The sequence below is a fragment of the Myxococcus dinghuensis genome, assembly GCF_024198235.1.
Taxonomy (GTDB): domain Bacteria; phylum Myxococcota; class Myxococcia; order Myxococcales; family Myxococcaceae; genus Myxococcus; species Myxococcus dinghuensis.
Genome location: NZ_JAKCFB010000021.1, coordinates 70,639 through 90,028, shown reverse-complemented (window position 1 = coordinate 90,028; position 19,390 = coordinate 70,639). Strand labels below are relative to the sequence as shown.

Annotated in this window: 15 protein-coding genes; 6 read left to right on the top strand and 9 right to left on the bottom strand. The window is 73.2% G+C overall.

Features of this window, described 5'->3' with window-relative positions; translation table 11 throughout:
• Nucleotides 1-186: 186 nt before the first annotated feature.
• The 8 genes from LZ198_RS25675 to LZ198_RS25640 are packed head-to-tail and all read right to left on the bottom strand — an operon-like array spanning nt 187 to nt 12,350.
• Entirely contained in the window at nt 187-2,958 is a 2,772-nt protein-coding gene (locus tag LZ198_RS25675; protein WP_253974684.1) for a VWA domain-containing protein, read from the bottom strand.
• The gene (locus tag LZ198_RS25670) at nt 2,955-4,691 is read right to left on the bottom strand and encodes a BatA domain-containing protein (protein ID WP_253974683.1); all 1,737 of its coding nucleotides are present in this window, start codon (nt 4,689-4,691) and stop codon (nt 2,955-2,957) included. Before LZ198_RS25670 ends, LZ198_RS25675 begins: the two co-directional genes overlap by 4 nt.
• The gene (locus LZ198_RS25665; protein ID WP_253974682.1) at nt 4,688-5,548 is read right to left on the bottom strand and encodes a DUF58 domain-containing protein; all 861 of its coding nucleotides are present in this window, start codon (nt 5,546-5,548) and stop codon (nt 4,688-4,690) included. The genes LZ198_RS25670 and LZ198_RS25665 overlap by 4 nt, the downstream gene beginning before the upstream one ends.
• Nucleotides 5,545-7,044 (bottom strand): ABC transporter permease, encoded by a 1,500-nt coding sequence (locus LZ198_RS25660; RefSeq protein ID WP_253974681.1) that lies wholly within the window; start codon nt 7,042-7,044, stop codon nt 5,545-5,547. Before LZ198_RS25660 ends, LZ198_RS25665 begins: the two co-directional genes overlap by 4 nt.
• The gene (locus LZ198_RS25655) at nt 7,041-8,021 is read right to left on the bottom strand and encodes an ABC transporter ATP-binding protein (RefSeq protein WP_253974680.1); all 981 of its coding nucleotides are present in this window, start codon (nt 8,019-8,021) and stop codon (nt 7,041-7,043) included. The genes LZ198_RS25660 and LZ198_RS25655 overlap by 4 nt, the downstream gene beginning before the upstream one ends.
• Complete coding sequence (locus tag LZ198_RS25650) at nt 8,018-9,802, bottom strand: hypothetical protein (RefSeq protein ID WP_253974679.1); 1,785 nt, start codon at nt 9,800-9,802, stop codon at nt 8,018-8,020. Before LZ198_RS25650 ends, LZ198_RS25655 begins: the two co-directional genes overlap by 4 nt.
• Nucleotides 9,795-10,793 (bottom strand): AAA family ATPase, encoded by a 999-nt coding sequence (locus LZ198_RS25645; protein ID WP_253974678.1) that lies wholly within the window; start codon nt 10,791-10,793, stop codon nt 9,795-9,797. Before LZ198_RS25645 ends, LZ198_RS25650 begins: the two co-directional genes overlap by 8 nt.
• A 21-nt stretch (nt 10,794-10,814) precedes the next feature.
• Nucleotides 10,815-12,350: a hypothetical protein gene (locus LZ198_RS25640; RefSeq protein WP_253974677.1), complete on the bottom strand. Its 1,536-nt coding sequence runs from the start codon at nt 12,348-12,350 to the stop codon at nt 10,815-10,817.
• Nucleotides 12,351-12,594: 244 nt separating this feature from the next.
• Here LZ198_RS25640 and LZ198_RS25635 point away from each other — a divergent pair, with 244 nt between their 5' ends.
• From LZ198_RS25635 to LZ198_RS25610, 6 genes are all read left to right on the top strand, one after another.
• Nucleotides 12,595-14,559: an alpha-amylase family glycosyl hydrolase gene (locus tag LZ198_RS25635; protein WP_253974676.1), complete on the top strand. Its 1,965-nt coding sequence runs from the start codon at nt 12,595-12,597 to the stop codon at nt 14,557-14,559.
• Nucleotides 14,560-14,575: 16 nt separating this feature from the next.
• Complete coding sequence (locus LZ198_RS25630; RefSeq protein ID WP_253974675.1) at nt 14,576-15,400, top strand: helix-turn-helix transcriptional regulator; 825 nt, start codon at nt 14,576-14,578, stop codon at nt 15,398-15,400.
• Nucleotides 15,401-15,510: 110 nt separating this feature from the next.
• Nucleotides 15,511-16,506, top strand: coding sequence for an aldo/keto reductase family protein (locus LZ198_RS25625; protein ID WP_253974674.1), 996 nt, complete (start codon nt 15,511-15,513; stop codon nt 16,504-16,506).
• A gap of 191 nt (nt 16,507-16,697) precedes the next feature.
• Nucleotides 16,698-17,408 carry a MotA/TolQ/ExbB proton channel family protein gene (locus tag LZ198_RS25620; RefSeq protein WP_253974673.1) on the top strand — a complete coding sequence of 237 codons (711 nt, stop codon included), beginning with the start codon at nt 16,698-16,700 and terminating at the stop codon, nt 17,406-17,408.
• Nucleotides 17,409-17,411: 3 nt separating this feature from the next.
• The gene (locus LZ198_RS25615) at nt 17,412-17,849 is read left to right on the top strand and encodes an ExbD/TolR family protein (protein WP_253974672.1); all 438 of its coding nucleotides are present in this window, start codon (nt 17,412-17,414) and stop codon (nt 17,847-17,849) included.
• A gap of 22 nt (nt 17,850-17,871) precedes the next feature.
• The gene (locus LZ198_RS25610; protein ID WP_253974671.1) at nt 17,872-18,672 is read left to right on the top strand and encodes an energy transducer TonB; all 801 of its coding nucleotides are present in this window, start codon (nt 17,872-17,874) and stop codon (nt 18,670-18,672) included.
• 16 nt (nt 18,673-18,688) lie between these two features.
• Here the strand turns inward: LZ198_RS25610 and LZ198_RS25605 are convergent, their stop codons facing one another.
• Nucleotides 18,689-19,171: a MarR family winged helix-turn-helix transcriptional regulator gene (locus tag LZ198_RS25605; protein ID WP_253974670.1), complete on the bottom strand. Its 483-nt coding sequence runs from the start codon at nt 19,169-19,171 to the stop codon at nt 18,689-18,691.
• Between the last annotated feature and the right edge of the window lie 219 nt (nt 19,172-19,390).

Here is a 19,390-nt window from a genome sequence, read left to right as displayed (position 1 = left end):
GAATTTTGATAAAAGAGAATTCTTTCGACCCTATTGTGCCTTTCAAGGTTTTCGGATATCTCTTTCTTTACCCTGTGGACACATGGGGAGCGGGCCGCCCCCCTCATCTTCGATGACTCCTCCAAGTTGGGGGCGGCCCGTTACGCACAGGTGAGTGGGGTGCGTACCCCTCCCGTGCGAACCGTCTCAGCGATCCATCCGCTTGCGGGAACGGGCCCGGGCCGCGTCCAGCGCGGAGTCCACGCCTCCCTGCGCCGGACGCGTCTCCTCCGACGCAGCAGGCGACGTGGCCCCGGGGGTGGTGGCGGTGGGCGCCTCGGTGTCCGAACCCGGGGTGGCGCCAGCGCCCTCGCGAACCCGGGGCGGCGCCGGCGCCAGGGCGGGGGACGCCATCCCGGGCGTGCTCGCCGTCGCGGGCTTGCGCAGCCGGGGGCCGGAGAGGAAGCGGCGCACCGCGACCTCGGCGAGGAAGAGGGCCAGGGCCAGGGCCACCAGCCAGGGAGCCAGTTGCCGGGAGCCCTCGGACTGCGGCGCGTCGTCGAACAGGCCCGTCATCGACAGTCGCTCCACGCCCCCGCTCACCCCCGCGAGCGCGCGCAGCAACTGCTCGCCCTCCTTCGGTCCTCCGGGCTCGAACTCCGGCGCGTAGGGCAGCGCGACGGGCGGCGCCCTCAGCGCGCGCGGGCCCACGCGCACCACCGGGTGCCAGGTGCCGCTGCCCTCCAGTGGCACCTCGGCGACCAGCCGGTCCTCGTCCTCCCAGCGCATGGGCAGCTCCGCGCGCGCGGGCCCGCCGTCGCCAGGCAGCAGCACCAGCGTCGGCAGCGTCCCCGGCAGCGGCTCGCCCGGCGGCAGGTCCAGCGTCACGCGCAGCAGGTGGCCCCGGCGCTCCGAGCGCACCACCGCGTCCCCCAGCGGCGAGGCCCCCGCCGCGGCCCAGCGCACCATCGCCTCCAGCGTCGAGCGCAGCGCCCGCCACTCGCGCAGCTCGCCGGTGTAGGGCCCGTCCACCTCGGCGGTGAAGGCCACGGCGCGCCCGGCGCCATGCGGCCACAGCGCGAGCACCGGGGCCGTGTTCCCGTCGAGCGTGCGCAGGCCCACGCTCGCGCGCGGCTTGAGGTACGTCAGGTTGTAGCCGCCCACCTGCGGCAGCCCCTCCGTCGGCAGCCGCCCGAGCAGCGACAGGTCCGGCGCCGCCTCCAGCGACGCGGGCTCGTCCACGAAGGTGGCGCGCGCCACGGTGAGGGCTTCCTGGCTGAAGATGCGCGGCAGGCTCGTCGCATCCTCCGCGAAGTAGATGCGGCCCTTCCCGCGCCGCGCCACCTCGCGCAGCAGGTCCGCGTCCGAGTCCTTCGGCGACCCCAGCCCGATGACGGACACCGTCACCGACGCGTCGGCCAGCGCCGCGAGCGTGCGCAGGTAGTCGTCCGGCTCCTCGGAGTCCGCCGCGTCGGAGAAGAGGAGCACGTGCCGGGTGGCCTTCTGGCTGCGGAGGATCTGCTCCTTGCCGGTGCGCAGCGCCTCGCCCACGTAGATGCCGCCGCCTCCGCTGAAGCCCCGCGCCACCTTGCCCAGGGGCAGGCCGTCCTCGACGGGGCTGAGTGGGAAGATTTCGTGCGGCGCCGTGTCCACCATGTGGACGGAGGCCTCGTCCCTGGGGTTGAGGAGCGTGAGCGCGGACACCACGCCTTCGGCGGCCAGCTCCATCTTCGTCCGCCCGTCCGGCACCGTGGCGCCCATCGAGCACGAGCAGTCCATCAGCACGCTGATGGCCACCGCCGCGCGGCGCTGCTCCTCGCGCATCTCCAGGGACACCGGCAGCACCGGCTCCAGGGGCGAGCGCCGATAGCCGCCCTCGCCGAAGCTCTCGCGCCCGCCCGTCATCACCAACCCGCCTCCCGCCTGCTCCACGTAGGACGCGAGCGCGTCGAGGCCCGGCTCGCCCAGGAGGTTCGCGTCCACGTTCTCCAGCACCACGGCGCCCACGCCCTCCAGGTCGTCCAGGGAGACGCGGAAGGGCGCGCGGACCACCACCTGCATCCCCGTGTCCCCGAGCACCTTGGCGAGCGTGCCCTGCGGCTGGTGCGTCAACAGCAGCACGCGCCGAGGCCCCTCGACGCGCAGCACCGCGAGCCCCTGGTCGTTCTCCCGGACGCCATCCCCCGGCGCCTCGACCGTGAGCCGGTAGCTCGCGAGGCCCTGCTCCTCGACGAGGTCGCGCAGCGGCAGCACGTTCGTCCCGGGCTGGAAGTCGAACGGCCCCTTCACCAGCACACGGCCATTGCGCTCCAGGCGCACGGTGCCCGTGACGGCCTTCGACGCGCGCACCGTGGCGGAGAACTGGAAGGGCTCGCGCACGCTCACCGCGGCGGGCACGTCCACGGAGACCACCGCCACGTCCAGCGCGGGCTCCGGCCGGGCCAGTTGCCGCCAGTCCACGGCGATGCCTCGCGCGGCCAGCCGTCGGGCCGCGCCGCGCGCGTCCGAGCCCGTGGCCTTCCCGTCGGACAACACGAGCACGCGCCCCAGGCGCTCGCGCGGGATGAGCGCGTTCGCGGCGTCGAGCGCCGAGGACAAATCGGACGCCTCCACGTCCACCGGGCGCGTGAAGCCGCCGAAGCCCCCCGTCGCGGACGGCGGGCGCTCCACGCGCGCCTCGCGGCCGAAGGTGACGACGCCCACCCGGTCCTCCGGGCCCCGCTGCGACTCCACCAGGGCGACGAGCTCCTGCGCCGTGCGGTCCACGTCCGTCGGCATCGACGCGGAGCGGTCCACCACCACCACCACGTCGCTGCCCGCGTCCGCCAGCTTCAGCCGTGGCCCGGAGAGCGCGCCGACGACGAGCACCAGCAGCGCCGCCCGCATCCACATGGGCGGCCCCGGCCGCCGTCCGTACTTCCAGAGGAAGAGGCCCAGCGGCAGCAGCAACACCCAGACCTGGGGGAGCGAGAAGGTCATCCCCCCCTCCTCGTGACGTAGAAGTCCGCCAGCAGCGCGGACAGCAACAGCACCAGCGGCCACCACGCCCGGTCCGAGTCATGCGGGCGCGCGTCCTCCGAGTCCACCTCGCGCGCCGCGACGTCCACGCTCCCGCGACCGCGCAGGTCCGACTCGCGCGCGTCCAGGGGCAGCACCACGGCCGTGTCCACCGCGTCTCCCTCCCGCTCCAACACGAAGCGCCCGGGGCCCGCCGGCGGCGGCAGGCCCACCGTCCCCGCGCCGAACACGGGCCTGCGCCCGGAGGGCTCCACCAACGTGTAGCGCGCCCCGGGCTCCGTCACCACCTCCAGGGGCTCACCCAACAACAACTGCCGACGCGTGAAGCCCTCGTGTGTGCGACGCGCCTGGCGCACCACGTTCGCCAGCAGCACCGGCCACGCGGACACGCGCTGCACGTTCGAGCGCGACAGGTCCACGTTCACGTGCACCCGACCGTCCTCCTCCTCCGACACGAGCACCGCCTCCCCCGCCGTGACGAGCGGTCGACCCGGCGGGTTCGTCCCCGCCGTCCACCGCACGCCCGACAACTGCACGTCGTCGAGGAGCGGGTGCCCCTTCTCCGCGAAGAACGGCCCCACGAAGCTGCGGGGCGTGCCCGTCGTCCCCACCGTCACGCGGGCATCCGTCCCCTGCGGACCGAACAGGAGCACCTCCCGCTCCTCACCCGCGGCACCTGGCGCCACCTCCGGCGTGGACTGGAGGAAGCGCTCCAGCGCGTCGCGCTCGGGGGCCCCCAGGCCCTGCGCCAGGCGCACCTCCAGGGGACGCGTCCCGGCCGCGGGCAACGTCACGTGTCCGTCCTCGGGCAGGTCGTCGTCGGGCAGCGACACCTCCACGTCCCCGGCGCCCTGGAAGGTGAGGCGGACCGTCGCGGTGCCCTCCTCCGGCAGGGCGACGTGCTCCACCCGCGTCGCGCCTTCCTTCGCGCCCACGCCGGGCAACGCACGGACCTGGAGGTCGACCGACGCGGGACCGCCGCCGAAGCGCGCCACCCAGAGCGTCACCGTCGTCTCCCGCCCTTCGTCCCTGCGTCGCGCGGAGACGAGCCCCACGTTGTCGCGCGCCACGCCCAACGCCGTCCACCGCAGGGATGGCGGCAACACCAGCCCCTCGCGAGGCGCGACGTCCGTGAAGAAGGCCATCGGCCTGCCGCTCCCGGCCAGCTCCTGCGCCCACAGGAGCGTGGGCATGGGGTCGTGGTCCGCCCCGCGCGCCTGGAAGTCCTCCAGCGAGGCCAGCGCCTTCGAGGGCTCCGCCTCCGGGCCCGCCAGGAGGCGCGGCGAAAGCCCCGTCGCGAGCACGGTGACGTGCGTGGCCCCTGCCTCCTCCACCCGCTTCGCCGCCTCCCGCCGCGCCCGCTCCAGCACCGTCGTACCGTCGGGGCCTCGCGCGGACATGGACAGGCTGCCGTCCACCACGAGCACCAGGTGATGGCGCCGCGCGGGCTCGGCCAGGCGCACGTCCGCCAGGAACAGCGCCGCCGCCACCACCGCGAGGGCCTCCAGCAACAGCGACGACTCGCGCGTGAAGCGCTCCCACCGGGGCCCCGCCTCGGCGCGCGGACGTGGCGTGCGCCACAGGAACAGCGCGCTCACCACCACGGGCTTCTGACGGCGCCGCAGGAAGTACGCCGCCACCAGCGGCACCAGCGCGCCCAGGGCCAACAAGCCCCACGGGAAGCCGAAGCTCACGCGCCACCTCCCGCGACGAAGAGGGGCCGCAGCGCTCCCGCCACCAACGCCTCCAGCGGGTGCTCCGCGGACGCCGTCAGCAACGTCCCCCGGGCCCGCAGCGCCGCGCCCCTCAAGGACCGCTGGTGCTCGGTGAACCGCCGCGCGTACGCGGCGAGCACGTCCTGTGTCAGCAGCTCCTCCAGCGCCGCGCCGCTCTCGGAGTCCACCAGCCGGGCGCCCTCTCCTCCCGAGGGCGACAGGTCCTCCGCGTCCAGCACCTGCGCCAGGAAGAGCCCCGCCGCGCCCCGCGACAGCCGGGCGCACAACGCGGCGAGGTCCGCCTCGAAGAGGAAGTCACTCACCACCACCCGCAGGCCACACGGACGCGGCGGCGCCATCCGCCCCAGCGCGGCGACGAGGTCGTCCCGCGCCTCGAACTCCAGCGCGCGCAGCGCCGCGCGGCACGACGGGCCCTGGACCTGCTCGCCGCGCACGCCCGCCACCCGCAGCGTGGGGCTCAGCCCCTGGCGCGCGGCGACCTCGCAGACGAGCAGCGCGACCTCCCGCGCGCACGCGCCCTTGCGCTCCGACAACGCCATGGAGCGAGAGGCGTCCACCACCACCTCCACGCGAGGGGACACCTCGTCCTGCCGCACACGGAGGATGAGCTCGTCGGTGCGCGCCACCGCGTTCCAGTCGAGCTGCCGCAGGTCGTCTCCAGGCTGGTACGCGCGGAAGTCGTGCAGCTCCATCGAGCTGCCCGTGGACGCCGCGCGCACCTCACCCACGCGACCCCGGTGCGGCACCCGGGGGAGCGCCAGCGACAACCCCGGCGCCAACCGCGCCACGGCGGCCTCGTCCAGACGACGGCTCACGGCTGGTGGGCCTGCCTCTCCCGCTCGACGAGGACCCGGTCCGCGGCGAACACCGCGAGGAAGGTCACGCCCATCAGGAACTGGAGCAGCCCCCAGGTCATCTTCGGCCCCCCAGAGGTCTGCGTGCCGAAGTTCACCGTCCCCACGAGCGGATTCAGGAGATTGATGAGCGGGTCGTCCGCGTCCACTCCCACCAGCAGGGCGAGCAAGGGGGGCAGCGCCGAGCCCAGGACCACCGCCAGCGCGAACAACACCCGCACCGCCACGGGGGACGCGGCCCTGTTGGAGCGCGGCAGTCGCCCCATGAGCAATGCCCCGGAGAGATAGAGGAGGCCGTACAGGGGCAGCGCCGCCATCGCCATGCGCATGGACTCCGCGTTGTACGTCACCATCCCCGACTGGGACTGCAGCACCACCCAGGCCGCGCCCCAGAGCACCAGCAGCAGCACCGTCAGCCGGAAGCCCCGGACCGCCCCGGGACGGAGCAGGCTCCAGGGGCGTGTCGCCGCGCGCAGCGGGCGGGCCTGTCCGTCGACGTCCGTCGCCACGAAGAGGCCCACGACGCCCAGTTGCAGCGCCCCCGCGACGCCGAAGGCCTCGGCGACCGCATGGCTCCGACCCGCGAACCACCAGACGGCGCCCCCTCCGACGAGCCCCAACAGCCACTGCGCCCCCCACGCGAGACGCGGGCCCCGCGAATAGTTCTCCGTGGGGAGCGACAGCCGCGCGACGGCGGTCTCGAACAACAACCATCCGTGGGTGAGCATGACCATCAGCGCCGTCGCCAGGCCCAAGCCGAAGTCATCGTCGCGCAGGACCCGGTCGCCCGAGTGGCCGAACATGAAGGAGATGCCCACGCCCTGCCCCAGCGCGACCACCAGCACCGCCAGCAGCATGAAGTGGACGAGGGCACGCCCCATCCGCCCATCCGCCAGCGTCGCGGCGCAGACCGACACCAGCGTCAGGAAGACGAGCCAGGCCCCGCCCAGTCCCAACACGACGAGGACGGACGGCAGGGAGATGCCGTTGAGGTAGTAGCTGAAGAGGAGGAAGGGCCCCACCGCCGACGCGTACAGGGCGGCCTGGACGAGGAAGGACGACACCTTGCCCCGGAGGATGCGCCGGGCGCCCAGCCCCGTGAGCACCAGCAACACCCACGTCTCCTCCTCGCGCTCGCGCGCCAGGGAGCGGTACGCGGTGTAGGGGATGACGAAGAAGTGCACCACGGACAAGCAGCAGAAGAAGGCGAGGAAGAAGTCCCGACCCGCCCGGGAGAAGTCGCGCGCGTCCTGGCTCTGCACGTACGCCAGCAGCGCCAGCAGCGTGCACGCCATCAACATCAGGCCGAAGCACACCCAGAACACGCGCGTGCGCAGGCCCTGGCGGATCTCCTTGATGACCAGGGGATTGACGCGGTCCGACCACTGCTCCCACCGCGACGACGTCACCGCCACGGGCGCCGGGGCCACCTCGGCGGTCTGCATGGGGGCGCTCACGCCAGCCTCCCCTGCGTCACCGTCATGAACGCATCCTCCAGGTTGCGCTCCCGCGTGCCGAAGGCGCACACCGGCAGGCCCGCGGAGACCAGCGTCGCCAGCAGCGCCGCCGCCGCCGCGTCCATCGCCTCCGTCCCCGCGCCCGACGCGAGCTCCACGCGCACGCGCAAGCTGTTGCCGTCCCGCGTGACGCGCGCCACCTTGGGCTGCTCCAGCAGGAGCCGCTCCGCGCGCGCCCACGCCGCCTCGCCCTCCGCGCCCACCGCCAGCCGCACCGTCAGCTCCAGCTCCGCGATCCCCGCGCCCTGGCGGAGGATGTCGTCCACCCGGCCCGTCGCCAGCAGGCGCCCCTGCTCGATGATGGCGCACGTGTCGCAGATCTCCGCCAGCTCCGTGAGGATGTGGCTGGAGATGATGACCGCCTTGCCCTGGTCCGCCAGCGCGCGCAGCAGCTCGCGCAGCTCGATGCGGGCGCGCGGATCCAACCCGTCCGCCGGCTCGTCCAGCAGCAGCAGCTTGGGGTCGTGCAGCAACGTGCGGCCCAGCGCCACCCGCTGCCGCATGCCCTTGGAGAGCGACGTGGCGAGCCGGTCCGCCAGCGGCCCCAGCCCGGTGAACTCCATGACCGACGCCACGCGCTGACGCCGCAGCGCGCCCTTCAGCCCATAGGCCCGCGCGAAGAAGTCGAGGAACTCCGCGACGGTGACGTCGTCATAGGTGCCGTAGCGGTCCGGCATGTAGCCGATGAGCGGCCTCGCCCGGTCTGGGGCGTCCACCAGCGAATGGCCGTCCAGCAGCACGGTGCCCGTGGTGGGCACGTCCAGCGTGGCGAGGATGCGCAGGGTGGTGCTCTTGCCCGCGCCGTTGGGCCCGATGAAGCCCAGGATGCTGCCCGCCTCCAGCTCGAACGACACGTCGTCCACGGCGCGCAGCGCGCCGTAGTCGCGCCGCAGCCCCTTCACCTCCAGCAGGCTCATCGCCGCTCCTCCCTCACGGTTCCCCGCACCAGATGAACCCCCTTCTCCAGCGTCGTCTCGAGGTCCGCGGTCGGCATGGGACCGGGACCGCTCAACCGCGCGATGAACCCGCCCTCGGGGAGCTCCGCCCGGAAGGACTGCTTGTCGTGCGTCAGCCGGGAGGAGACGTCCGGCTCCAGGGACTGCGCCACCAGGGCCGCCGCGGGCTCGGCATCCCCCGGCGGCTCCGACGCGCCCAACCGGCCCTCCTCTCCATCCTTCATCGGGGGCAGCTTGCGCAGGGCGCCGCGCCACCGCACATAGCCCTCCTCCACGGGCGCGCCCAGGGCGTTCTGGACGCGGTCGTCGCCGAGCACCACCAACCGGGCCCGCGTCGGCCGCACGGCCACCTCGCCCCACTCGCGATAGGTGCGCGCCGGCAGGAAGCCCATGCCCAGGTGCTGCCCGTTCGTCCAATCGAGCTCCGCGGTCTCCTCGGTGGAGGAGGGCGGGCCCACCAGGACCGAGGTGCCGGTCAACCGCACCGAGTCGTGCGAGAGGTTCGCGTACCAGGCCCCCACGCCCACCGTCACCGCCCGGGACCGCGCGTCATCCAGCCACGTCATGCTGTAGCGCGCCGTGTGCGTGGCGAAGCCATCCACCAGCACCGACCAGGAGATGAGCAGGAGACAGGTGACGAGCGACACGGACGGGATGACCACGAGGACGGCCGTGGGCCCCCGCCGCCGCGCCAGCATCCACGCGCCCGGCCCCACCACGGCCACGAAGGTGAGGATGAACAACAGCAGGCGCCCCACCGGGGCCCTCGCGCTGGACAGCAGGGAATCCTGGCCCGCGGGAATCCAGGCCCCCGGCATCGTGTCACGCCCCACGCTCAGGGGGCTCACCACGCCCCGGGAGGGCTCCTCGCGGTCCAGCATCTCCTGGAGCTTGGGCAGACAGAACTCGACCGGGGCCTTGCACGCCCAGAGCTCGCCGAAGCCGTAGAGCGCCGGGGAGGGCCCCAGCTCCCCCGACAACAGCGGGAGATGCTCGCGCGTGCGCGCGAGGGGCTGGGTGAACAGCACCCGTCCTCCCGTCAGCACATGGGCCTCCAGCACGGCCCAGAGGTCCGCCGGAATCGACTCGGGCGCCACCGTGACGGCCACCGCGTTGAAGCCCAGATAGGAGGCCAGCTCCCGCGGCGCGTCCTTCACGTCGACGAAGCGCGCGGCGAAGTGTGGCTCGTCCTCCTCCCCGGCCTTCGTCAGCCCGGTGGCCCGCTCGAAGTCCTCCGTCCCGCCCAGCACCAGCAGCGCGCCACCGCGGTGGTCGTCGGAGTACACGTAGCGACGGATGGCCGGCAGGCCCGGTGACTCGACGGAGAGCTCTCCCGAGCTCAACACCTCCGGAACCGGGAGCCACACGACCACCCGCTGATGGGGCCCCACCTCCACGTCGCGAGTACTGCCTCGCTCGGGCTGCGAGTACGTGGACTGGAAGCGCACCCGGACCGGCAGCGGCCTCGCGCCGGTGTTGTTCACCACCACCTGGAACGAGGTGAAGCCCCACGGCGGACGCAGCGCCGACATGGTGAAGGTGGCGCGCAGGGAGCCCTCGGTCGCCGTCTCCGTGGAGGCGCTGGAGACGCGGTAGCCGTTGGGGGCCTTCTCTCCGGACACCGTCGCCACCGAAGCGGCCTTGTGGGTCACCACCATGCGCGGAGGCGCGGGCGAGGTCGCGAGCGCGGGCGCCGCCCCCAGGAAGAGGACTCCCAACGCGACGAGGAGCGCGCTACGCACGAGGCACCTCGGGCACGGCCGCCAGCAGCGCGGCGACGACGTCCGTCGAGGACACCTTCTCCAGCGAGGCCTCGTACGCCAGGACGAGGCGGTGGTTGAGCACCGCGGGCGCGGCGGCCACCACGTCGTCGAAGCCCACGTTGGGGCGCGCGTTGAGCAGCGCGCGGGCCCGACCCGCCGCGGCGAGCGCGAGCGCGGCGCGGGGGCTCGCGCCATAGCGGACGAAGCGGCGCACGGCGTCCGGCGCGGAGGGCTGACGCGGGTCGCTCGCCTCCACCAGCCTCCCGATGAAGTCCGCCACCGGCCCGGGCAGGTGGACCCGGTCGGCGGCGGAGAACAGCCGCGCGAGTCCCGCCGCGTCCAGCACCGGGGACAGCTCCGGCGGCGCGCCGCGCACGCGCGTGGTGAGCAGCGTGCGCAGCGTCTTCGCGCCCACCGGAGGCACCTGGACGCGGAACAGGAAGCGGTCGAGCTGCGCCTCGGGCAGGGGATAGGTGCCCTCCAGCTCGATGGGGTTCTGGGTCGCCAGCACGAAGAACGGGTCCGGCAACGGGCGCGTCTGGCCCAGCACCGTCACGCTGCGCTCCTGCATGGCCTCCAGCAGCGCGGCCTGCGTCTTGGGACTGGAGCGGTTGATTTCGTCCGCCAGCACCAGGCTCGCGAAGAGCGGGCCCTCCCGGAAGACGAAGTCGCGCCGGGCCTCGCCCTCCAGCACGTAGGTGCCGGTGATGTCGCCGGGCAGGAGGTCGGGCGTGAACTGGATGCGGCGGAAGGGCAGGGACAACAGCCGCGCCAGCGACTTGCACAGCTCCGTCTTGCCCAGGCCCGGCAGGCCCTCCAACAGCACGTGCCCGCGCGCGAGCACCGCGACGACGACCTGCTCGACGACCGTGGTCTGGTCGAGCAGCACCGCGTTCAAGCCATCCTTGAGACGGGTCGCCGTCTGCGCCGCCCCCTGTGCCTCGGCGGGACTCAGAAGCTCCGCTGCCACGTGTGTTCTCCCCTTCGAGGACTACCGACCACCAAAGTACCGCTTCACGACGTCCCGATTGCGCGGAAGCAGCGGCTGCGCGCCAGGCCCCGCCGTCCCCTCGCCCTGGGCCGCCGTGCCCTTCGCGCCGGCCGCGCCCGCGGGTCCCGCGCTCCGCTGGGGGTCCGCCGCCTCGAGCCCCCACAGCTCCCCCGCCTCGCCTCCCCGTCCCTCCGGCAGCGGCTGGAACGCGAGGCGGTCCGGGTCCATCTCCGCCTCCCCGCCGAACACGAGCGACTCGTGCCCACCCTCGCGCCCGGGCGCCCCCGTCCCCTCGCGGGCGCCCCGACTGGCGTGTCCCCGCGACGCGCCACGCCCCTGCTGCCCCTCACCCTCGCCCTGGCGCCCCTGTCCCTCGCGCCCCTGCTGACCCTGTCCCTCACGCCCCTCCGCGCCCTGCTGGCCCTGCCCCTCGCGCCCCTCCGCGCCCTGCTGCCCCTGTCCCTGGCGCCGCGCCGACGCGCTCCGCTCGCCGGACCGGGACTGCCCCTCCTGCTCCCCGAAGCGCCGCTCGAGGGACTGCTGCCGGCGCTCCAACGAGCGACGCAGGTCCGCGACCTGGTCCACGGAGCCCGAGGCCTGCGCGCGCGCCCGCTGCCGCGCCTCCTCCTGCCCCTCCGCCCCCTCTCCGTCGCCCCGCGCCCCCGACTGTCCGGGCCGCGACGCGTCGTTGGACGCCTGCCCCGGGCCCCCGCGTTCCGTCTGCTCCGGGGGCTTCGCGTCCAGCGCCATGAGCGCGCGCTCCAGCGATTCGCGCTCGCGGTTGGCCGCCTCCGCGCCACCGGCCGCGCCCAGCGCCTCCTCCAGCTCGCGCGCGGCCTCCGAGGCCCGGGCCAGCTCCGCGGCGGCCTCCGAGGCGCGCTCGGCGAGTCGACGCTCCAGCGAATCGGCCGCCTCCCAGTCCGTGGCGTCGAAGCGCCCCGCGGCCACCTCCTCGGAGAGGCGGCGCAGCTCGTCCTCCAGCGCCTCGCCCAGCGGCTCCTCGCGCGCGAGCGCCTCCGCCTGAGACTGGACCGCGTCCACCTTCGCGGCGGCCGCGGCGTGGACCTTCCGGGGCCCCTTCACGGGGGGCAGCGGCAAGAGGAAGCCGACGAGCAGGAACACCAGCGCGCCGGCCACCGCGCCCACGGGGCGCCGCCACTCCACGTCCGGTGGCTTCACCGTGCCGGCGAGCTGGTTGACGGCCAGCTCCCACTCACCCACCGGACGCTCCAGCCGCGTGAGCAGCAGTCCTCCCGCGTTGGCCGAGCGGTCCGCGAGCACGGCGGCGTGCTCCAGCGACACGCTCACCCCGCGGGCCCGCCAGCGCCACGCGGCGCCCCCCAGCAGCACCAGCGGGGCAATGCCCCAGACGGCGGCGTCTCGGAACAGCAGGCGGGCCAGGACACACGCGGTGGCGGTGGCCCACACGGGGGCGATGCCCGCATGCGCCCAGGCCACGGCGTTGAGGCGCCGTTGCACGCGTCGCACCGGGGCGAGCACCAGGGCCTGGAGGCGGCGTTCGTCGCTGGCAGCCATGTCGAAGGACCAGTGTCGGACACTCGGACCGCCCCCACAAGCGACGCGGCGCCGGACCGTCACCACCTCGGGTCGGACGGCCGCCTGTCCTTCATGAACGGTCGCCCGCCCTGCCCGCGCGCGCGGCCCTCCGCTTCACTGCCATGAACTGAACGCGCGGGCGCGGGGTCGGAGTTGCCCTCGTGTCCTTCGACGTCGGAAGGTCGTGCATCGCGGCCACGCGAGTCATCCCCGGGGGGAGCGCATGTCGACACGAGACGGCAGACCGAACGAGCTGCACCGCGCGCGCAAGGACTTCAGCGAGTCGGTCCGCAAGACCCGCGGCAACCAGGTCGTCCAGCGCACCGCGCGCTCACGCGCCGCGCCGGAGCTGTTCGGACCGGCGGACCAGCTCCAGACGCCGGACTTCCTCACGACCCTCTCGATGATAGAGCCCGTGCCGGAGCCCTCGTGGCGCGCCGGCATGGGCGCCGTCCCCTACGACGGCGGCGCCACCTTCCGCGTCTGGGCGCCCCACGCGCAGCGCGTGCAGGTGGTGGGCGACTTCAGCCACTGGCACGCGGTGGAGCTGGCGCGCGAGCCCTCGGGCAACTTCTCCCGGGACATCCCCGGCGCCAGCAACGGCCAGCAGTACCAGTTCATCATCCAGGGGCGCTACGGCGACTGGCGCTGGCGCAACGACCCGCGCGCCGCGGACGTCACGCACTCCACCGGCAACAGCGTCATCCTCGACCACCGGGACTTCCTCTGGCGCTACGACCACCACTTCCACATGCCGCCCTTCGAGGAGGTCGTGCTCTACGAGCTGCACGTGGGCACCTTCAACGACTCGCCGGGCTGGGGCCCCGGCCACTGGCTGAGCGCCATCGACAAGCTCGACTACCTGAAGGACCTGGGCGTCAACGTGATGGAGCTGATGCCCTCCGCCGAGTTCGCCGGCGACTTCTCGTGGGGCTACAACCCCACCTTCCCCTTCGCGCCGGAGAGCTCCTACGGCACGCCCAACGACCTGAAGCGCTTCGTGGACGAGGCGCACCGGCGCGGCATCGGCGTGGTCATGGACGTCGTCTACAACCACCTGGGCCCCAGCGACCTGCCCCACTGGGACTTCGACGGCGAGACGTTCGGCAAGGGCGGCAGCTACTTCTACACGGACTGGCGCGCGAGTACGCCCTGGGGTGACACGCGCCCGGACTACGGCCGCCACGAGGTGCGCGACTACCTGCGGGACAACGCGCTGATGTGGCTGCGCGAGTACCACATGGACGGCTTGCGCCTGGACGCGACGAAGGAGATCCGCACCGCCAGCGGCGTGGACAACCCGTCCGGCTGGGAGCTGCTGCGCTCCATCTCCGAGGCCGTGAAGCGCGAGTTCCCCTGGAAGCTGCTCATCGCCGAGGACATGGCCGCCGACCCCGCCCTCACCCACCCGCGGGGCGCGGGCTTCGACACGCAGTGGGACGCGGCCTTCGTCCACCCGGTGCGCGCCGCGCTCATCGCCCCGTTCGACGAGTGGCGCGACCTGAACGCGGTCCGTGACGCGCTCTGCTTCCGCTACAACGGCCAGGGCACCCAGCGCGTCGTCTTCACGGAGAGCCACGACGAGGTGGCCAACGGCCGCAGCCGCCTGCCCACGGAGGTGTCGCCGTACAACCCGGGCGACCTCCTGGCGAAGAAGAAGGCCCTGCTGGGCGCGGTGCTGACGCTGACCGCCCCGGGCATCCCCATGCTCTTCATGGGCCAGGAGTTCCTCGAGGACGGCCACTTCGACGACGGCGACCCGCTCGACTGGTCGAAGGCCGGGTGGTTCGCCGGCATCCTCCAGGCCCACCGCGACCTCGTCCACCTGCGCCGCAACTGGCACGACACCACCGCGGGCCTGCGCGGCGAGCACATCCACGTCTTCCACCTCAACCACGAGGACAAGGTGCTGGCCTTCCACCGCTGGCAGCACGGCGGCCCGGGGGACGACGTGGTGGTGGTGGTCAACCTGGGCCACCGCGCGTTCACCGACTACGGGCTGGGGCTGCCCTCGGACGGGTGCTGGCGCGTGCGCTTCAACGGCGACTGGCGCGGCTACTCGCCCGACTTCGGCGACACCTCCGTCCACGACGTGTGGGGGCAGTGGGACGCCCAGGACGGCCTGCCCGCACGAGGGAGCGTGTCGCTGGGGGCCTACAGCGCGGTCATCCTGTCCCGCGACCGCTGATAGAACCCGGGCCAGGATGCTGCTCGCCCGACCTCCCGACCTGGCGCCGCGCGCCCCGTGGCCGGACATGCCCCTGGTGGTGTGGCCGGCCGCGCTGGCGCTGTGGGGGCCGGGCGACACGTCCTCGCGCCACGCGCACCACGCCCTGCACCTGGTGTTGCGCCGCGAGGGCACGCTCCGTGTCCGCGCGCAGGGCATGGGCTCCGACACGCGCGCCGCCGGCGTCCTCGTGGGTCCGGACGTCCCGCACGCGCTCGACGCGCGGGGAGGCGAGGTCCTCCTGCTCTTCGTCGAGCCGGAGAGCCGCGACGGGGAGCGGCTGCGCGCCGCGCTCGACGCGTCCGTCCGGCTGTTCGACGAGCGCGAGCGGGACGCGCTGCTCGCCGCGCTGCCTCGCGCGGGGCCCTGGCCCCACGACGCCATCGGCCCCTGGATGGAGGCCACGCTCGACGCGCTCGCGGGGCCGCCGGGGGCGCCGCCGCCCATGCACCCCCGCGTGCGCAAGCTCCTCCAGCACCTGCGCGCGCCCTCGGGTCCGGAGGACACGTCGCTCGAGGCCCTGGCCCACGTGGCGGGCCTGTCCCCCAGTCGACTGATGCACGCCTTCACCGCGTCCACCGGCGTGCCCCTCCGGCCCTATCTGCTGTGGCTCCGCCTCCAACGCGCCGCGGGCGCCATCGCCGCCGGACGTCCGCTGGGTGAGGCCGCCCACGCGGCGGGGTTCTCCGACTCGGCGCACCTGACCCGCACCTTCCGGCGGATGTTCGGCACCGCGCCCTCGCTCCTCCAGCGCAACAGCCCCCGCGTCGGCGCGCGGGCCCGGCAGGCCCCTCCCCGCTGAAGGCCCGCCCCCCGCCCCGCCCCCCACGTCACGGGGGCGTGACGCCGCGGGGCCCTCCGGGCGTTCAATCGCGTGCGAGCCCTGGCCCGCATGATTAGGCTCCCGGCCCCATGCACTTCCGTCATCTCGGTCGCAGCGGTCTGGTCGTCAGCGAGATCTCCTTCGGCAACTGGCTCACCCACGGCTCCCAGGTGGAGGAGGAGGCCGCGCTCGCGTGCGTGAAGGCCGCGCTGGACGTGGGCATCACCACGTTCGACACCGCGGACGTGTACGCGGGCACGAAGGCGGAGGCGGTGCTCGGCCGCGCGCTCGAGGGGCAGCGCCGCGCGGGCTATGAGCTGTTCACCAAGGTGTTCTGGCCCACCGGCCCGGGCCGCAACGACTGGGGCCTGTCGCGCAAGCACATCCTGGAGTCCATCGACGGCTCGCTCGCGCGCCTGAAGACGGACTACGTGGACCTCTACCAGGCGCACCGCTTCGACACCGCGACGCCGCTGGAGGAGACGATGCTGGCGTTCGCGGACATCGTCCGCCAGGGCAAGGCGCTCTACATCGGCGTCTCCGAGTGGACGGCGGACCAGATCCGCCAGGGCGCCGCGCTGGCCCGCGAGCTGCGCGTTCCGTTCATCTCCAGCCAGCCGCAGTACTCCATGCTCTGGCGCGTCCCGGAGGCGCAGGTCATCCCCGCCTCCGTCGAGGAGGGCCTGGGGCAGATCGTCTGGTCGCCCATGGCCATGGGCGTGCTCACCGGGAAGTACCTCCCGGGCCAGCCGCCCCCGGCGGGCAGCCGCGCCACGGACCCCACCGGCTCGCGCTTCATCGCCCGCTTCATGAAGGAGGACGTCCTCACCCGCGTCCAGCAGCTCAAGCCGCTCGCCCAGGAGGCCGGCCTCACCATGGCCCAGCTCGCCGTGGCCTGGGTCCTCCAGAACAAGGCCGTCTCCTCCGCCATCATCGGCGCGTCCCGGCCGGAACAGGTCCGTGACACGGTGAAGGCCGCGGGCGTGAAGCTGGCGCCGGAGCTCCTGCGCCGCATCGACGACGCGCTCGGCCCCATCATCGAGCGCAACCCCGCCCTGACCGAGACCCCCGACCGCGGCCGCTAGGCACCCGGGGGCCCGAAGGGAAGCGGACGGCCGGGGATTTTTTCTGTTTCAGCCCCGGCCCCCGGGTGGCCAGGGAGCCAACAAGCCGGCCGTTCCATTTGACTTTCAGAGCGGACGGAACAAGAGATGGGCGCGCGAGTTGGCCACCGGGTTACGCAACCCGTCACCCACTTCCACCCAGGCTTCCCTTCATGACGCTTTCCCTTCTCCTGGCCCAGGCAGGGCAACCCGAGCTCGGATGGTTGAGCAGCAAGTTGCTCGGCGTGACGCTCACCTCCGCCGAGTGGGTGCTCTGGATTCTGGTCGTCCTCTCCGTCGTCTCCATCGCCATCATGCTGGAGCGCGCGGTGTACTTCGCGCGCCACCGGCTGCCGGACTCGGAGGCGCTGGCGGTGCGGCTGGCGCGGGGTGACTTCGAGGCGGCCCGCAAGGCGGTGGAGGGGCGCACGGGCATGGAGGCCGCCGTCATCCGCGAGGCGCTCGCGTCCTCCACCCAGGGCGCGGACACCGTGGAGCAGGTGATTGCCTCCACCATGGCGCGCGAGCGGCCCCAGTACGAGCGCTTCCTGTCGTTCCTGGGCACGCTGGGCAACAACGCGCCGTTCATCGGCCTGTTCGGCACGGTGCTCGGCATCATCAAGGCCTTCCACGACCTGGGCTCGATGAGCGCCAAGGGCGCGGCCATCCAGCAGACGGTCATGGCCGGCATCTCCGAGGCGCTCGTCGCCACGGCCGTGGGCCTCGCGGTGGCGATTCCCGCGGTGGTGGCCTTCAACATCTTCAACCGCCAGCTCAAGACGCTCACCAGCCGCGCCAACGCGCTGGGGTACGCGCTCGTGGGCAGCCTGCGCGCCGAGGGCCGCACGCCCGAGTCCGCGCCGCGCGCCGCGGAGGGCCGCTAGCCCATGGCCGGAGGCGCCCAGCAGGACAACGACGAGGAAATCACCGGCATCAACGTCACGCCGCTGGTGGACATCGTGCTGGTGCTGCTCATCATCTTCATGGTGACCGCCAACTTCATCGTCCGCGAGACGGTGGAGGTGGACCTGCCCCGCGCGGCCAACGGCGGCGAGACGGTGCAGGGCCTGGTCAACGTGGTGCTCGACAAGCAGGGCAAGCTCTACTTCGACGGCGCCGAGGTCAGCGAGGCGGACCTGTCGAGGAAGGTGGCGGAGGCGGTGGCCAAGGACAAGGACACCCGCGCCATCATCAGCGCCGACCAGACCATCGCGTACGGCCAGGTGATGCGGCTCATCGACACCGTGAAGGGCCAGGGCATCGCGAAGTTCGCGCTCAACATCGAGAAGGACGCGGCCCCCGCGGCCGCGCCCACCGCGCCCTAGAGGCACGCGAGGCGTTCCGGACATGAGTCAGGCGGTGGTCGACGACAGGGTGCTCCTCCCGCGCCGCGAGCGCTCGCTGGTGGTGGTGGGCGTCTTCCTGCTCGCCTCGCTCGTGCTGCACGGCGTGGGCTTCTGGTACCTGAGCCACGTCGCCGAGCGTCCGCGCCCCGCGGCCCAGCGCCCGGTGGAGCTGGTCATGGTGGAGGTGCAGAAGCCGCCCCCGCCGCCTCCTCCTGAAGAGAAGAAGGAGGAGCCCAAGCCGCCTCCGCCCAAGCCCAAGGTGGTGAAGCCGCCGCCGGTGAAGGTGGCCGAGGCCCCCAAGCCCCAGCCGCCCCCGCCCGAGCAGGCCCCGCCGCCGCCCAACGAGCCGCCGCCCACGCCCCAGGCCAAGCCGCCTCCGTTGGTGGTGGGCATGACGATGTCGTCCACCACCAGCGCCGGCAGCTTCGCCGCGCCCGTGGGCAACACGTCCTACGGCAAGGTGGACGGCACCGCGAAGGACCCCAAGGACGTGAAGGGGTACTCCGCGCCCAAGTACACGCCCATCTACCAGGTCGACTCCGAACCCTCCGTCGCCTCCGAGGTGAAGATTCCCTACCCGGAGGAGGCGCGGCGCGCCGGCATCGAGGGCACGGTGACGATGTCCATCACCATCGACCACGAGGGCCGCGTCGTCGCCGTGAAGGTGCTCTCCGGCCCGGGCTACGGCCTCAACGAGGCCGCGCGCGACGCCATCAAGCGCTTCCGCTTCAAGCCCGCCATCAAGGGCGGCGAGCCCGTCTCCACGGAGATGAAGTACTCGTACACGTTCCTGCTGGACTGACGCCGCGCCCGCGCGCTCACTGCGACTTGAGCGCCCGGCGCATGATGTCGCGCAGCGCGCACAGGTCCGGCTCCGACAGCGACGCGATGGACTCCGGCGGCTCCGCCAGCCGCTCCAGGAGCCGCTCCCGCAGGGCCACGCCCGCCTCCGTCAGCACCAGCATCTTCACGCGCCGGTCCTGCTCGCTGCCGCGCCGCTCCACCAGCCCGCGCGCCTCCATGCGGTCCACCAGGCCCGTCACGTTCGACGCGTCACACGACAGGTAGTTGGCCAGCGTACTCATCGCCAGCGGGCCCTCGCCCAACTGCCGCACCACGTGCGCCTGCACCGGGGACAGCTCGAACTCCGCCGCCAGCGCCGGGAAGTTGCGCATGTGCGCGTGCATCAGCTCGAACAGGAGCGTCCACGCCTGTTTGGACAGGGGCTCCGCCTGCTCGCCCTCCGCCCCGGAAGGCTGTGGTCTGCCACGACGCTCCACGTCCTCGCTGCTCGAGCTCATGACCCACATGGTAATTCGCCCCGCCCACCTAAACAATTGACTTCATCAACTATTGAGGGCTACTACATTCCGGAGCTTCCAAAATAGAACGTCATGGCCTATGTGGGGGCCCCGACCGGACGACAGGACAGCGGAAAGCCATGCGGCGGTGGATGCCCTTCATAAGAGCCGAGGCAACGGATGGCGCGGGAATCCTGCCGCTCATGACGCACCCTGACC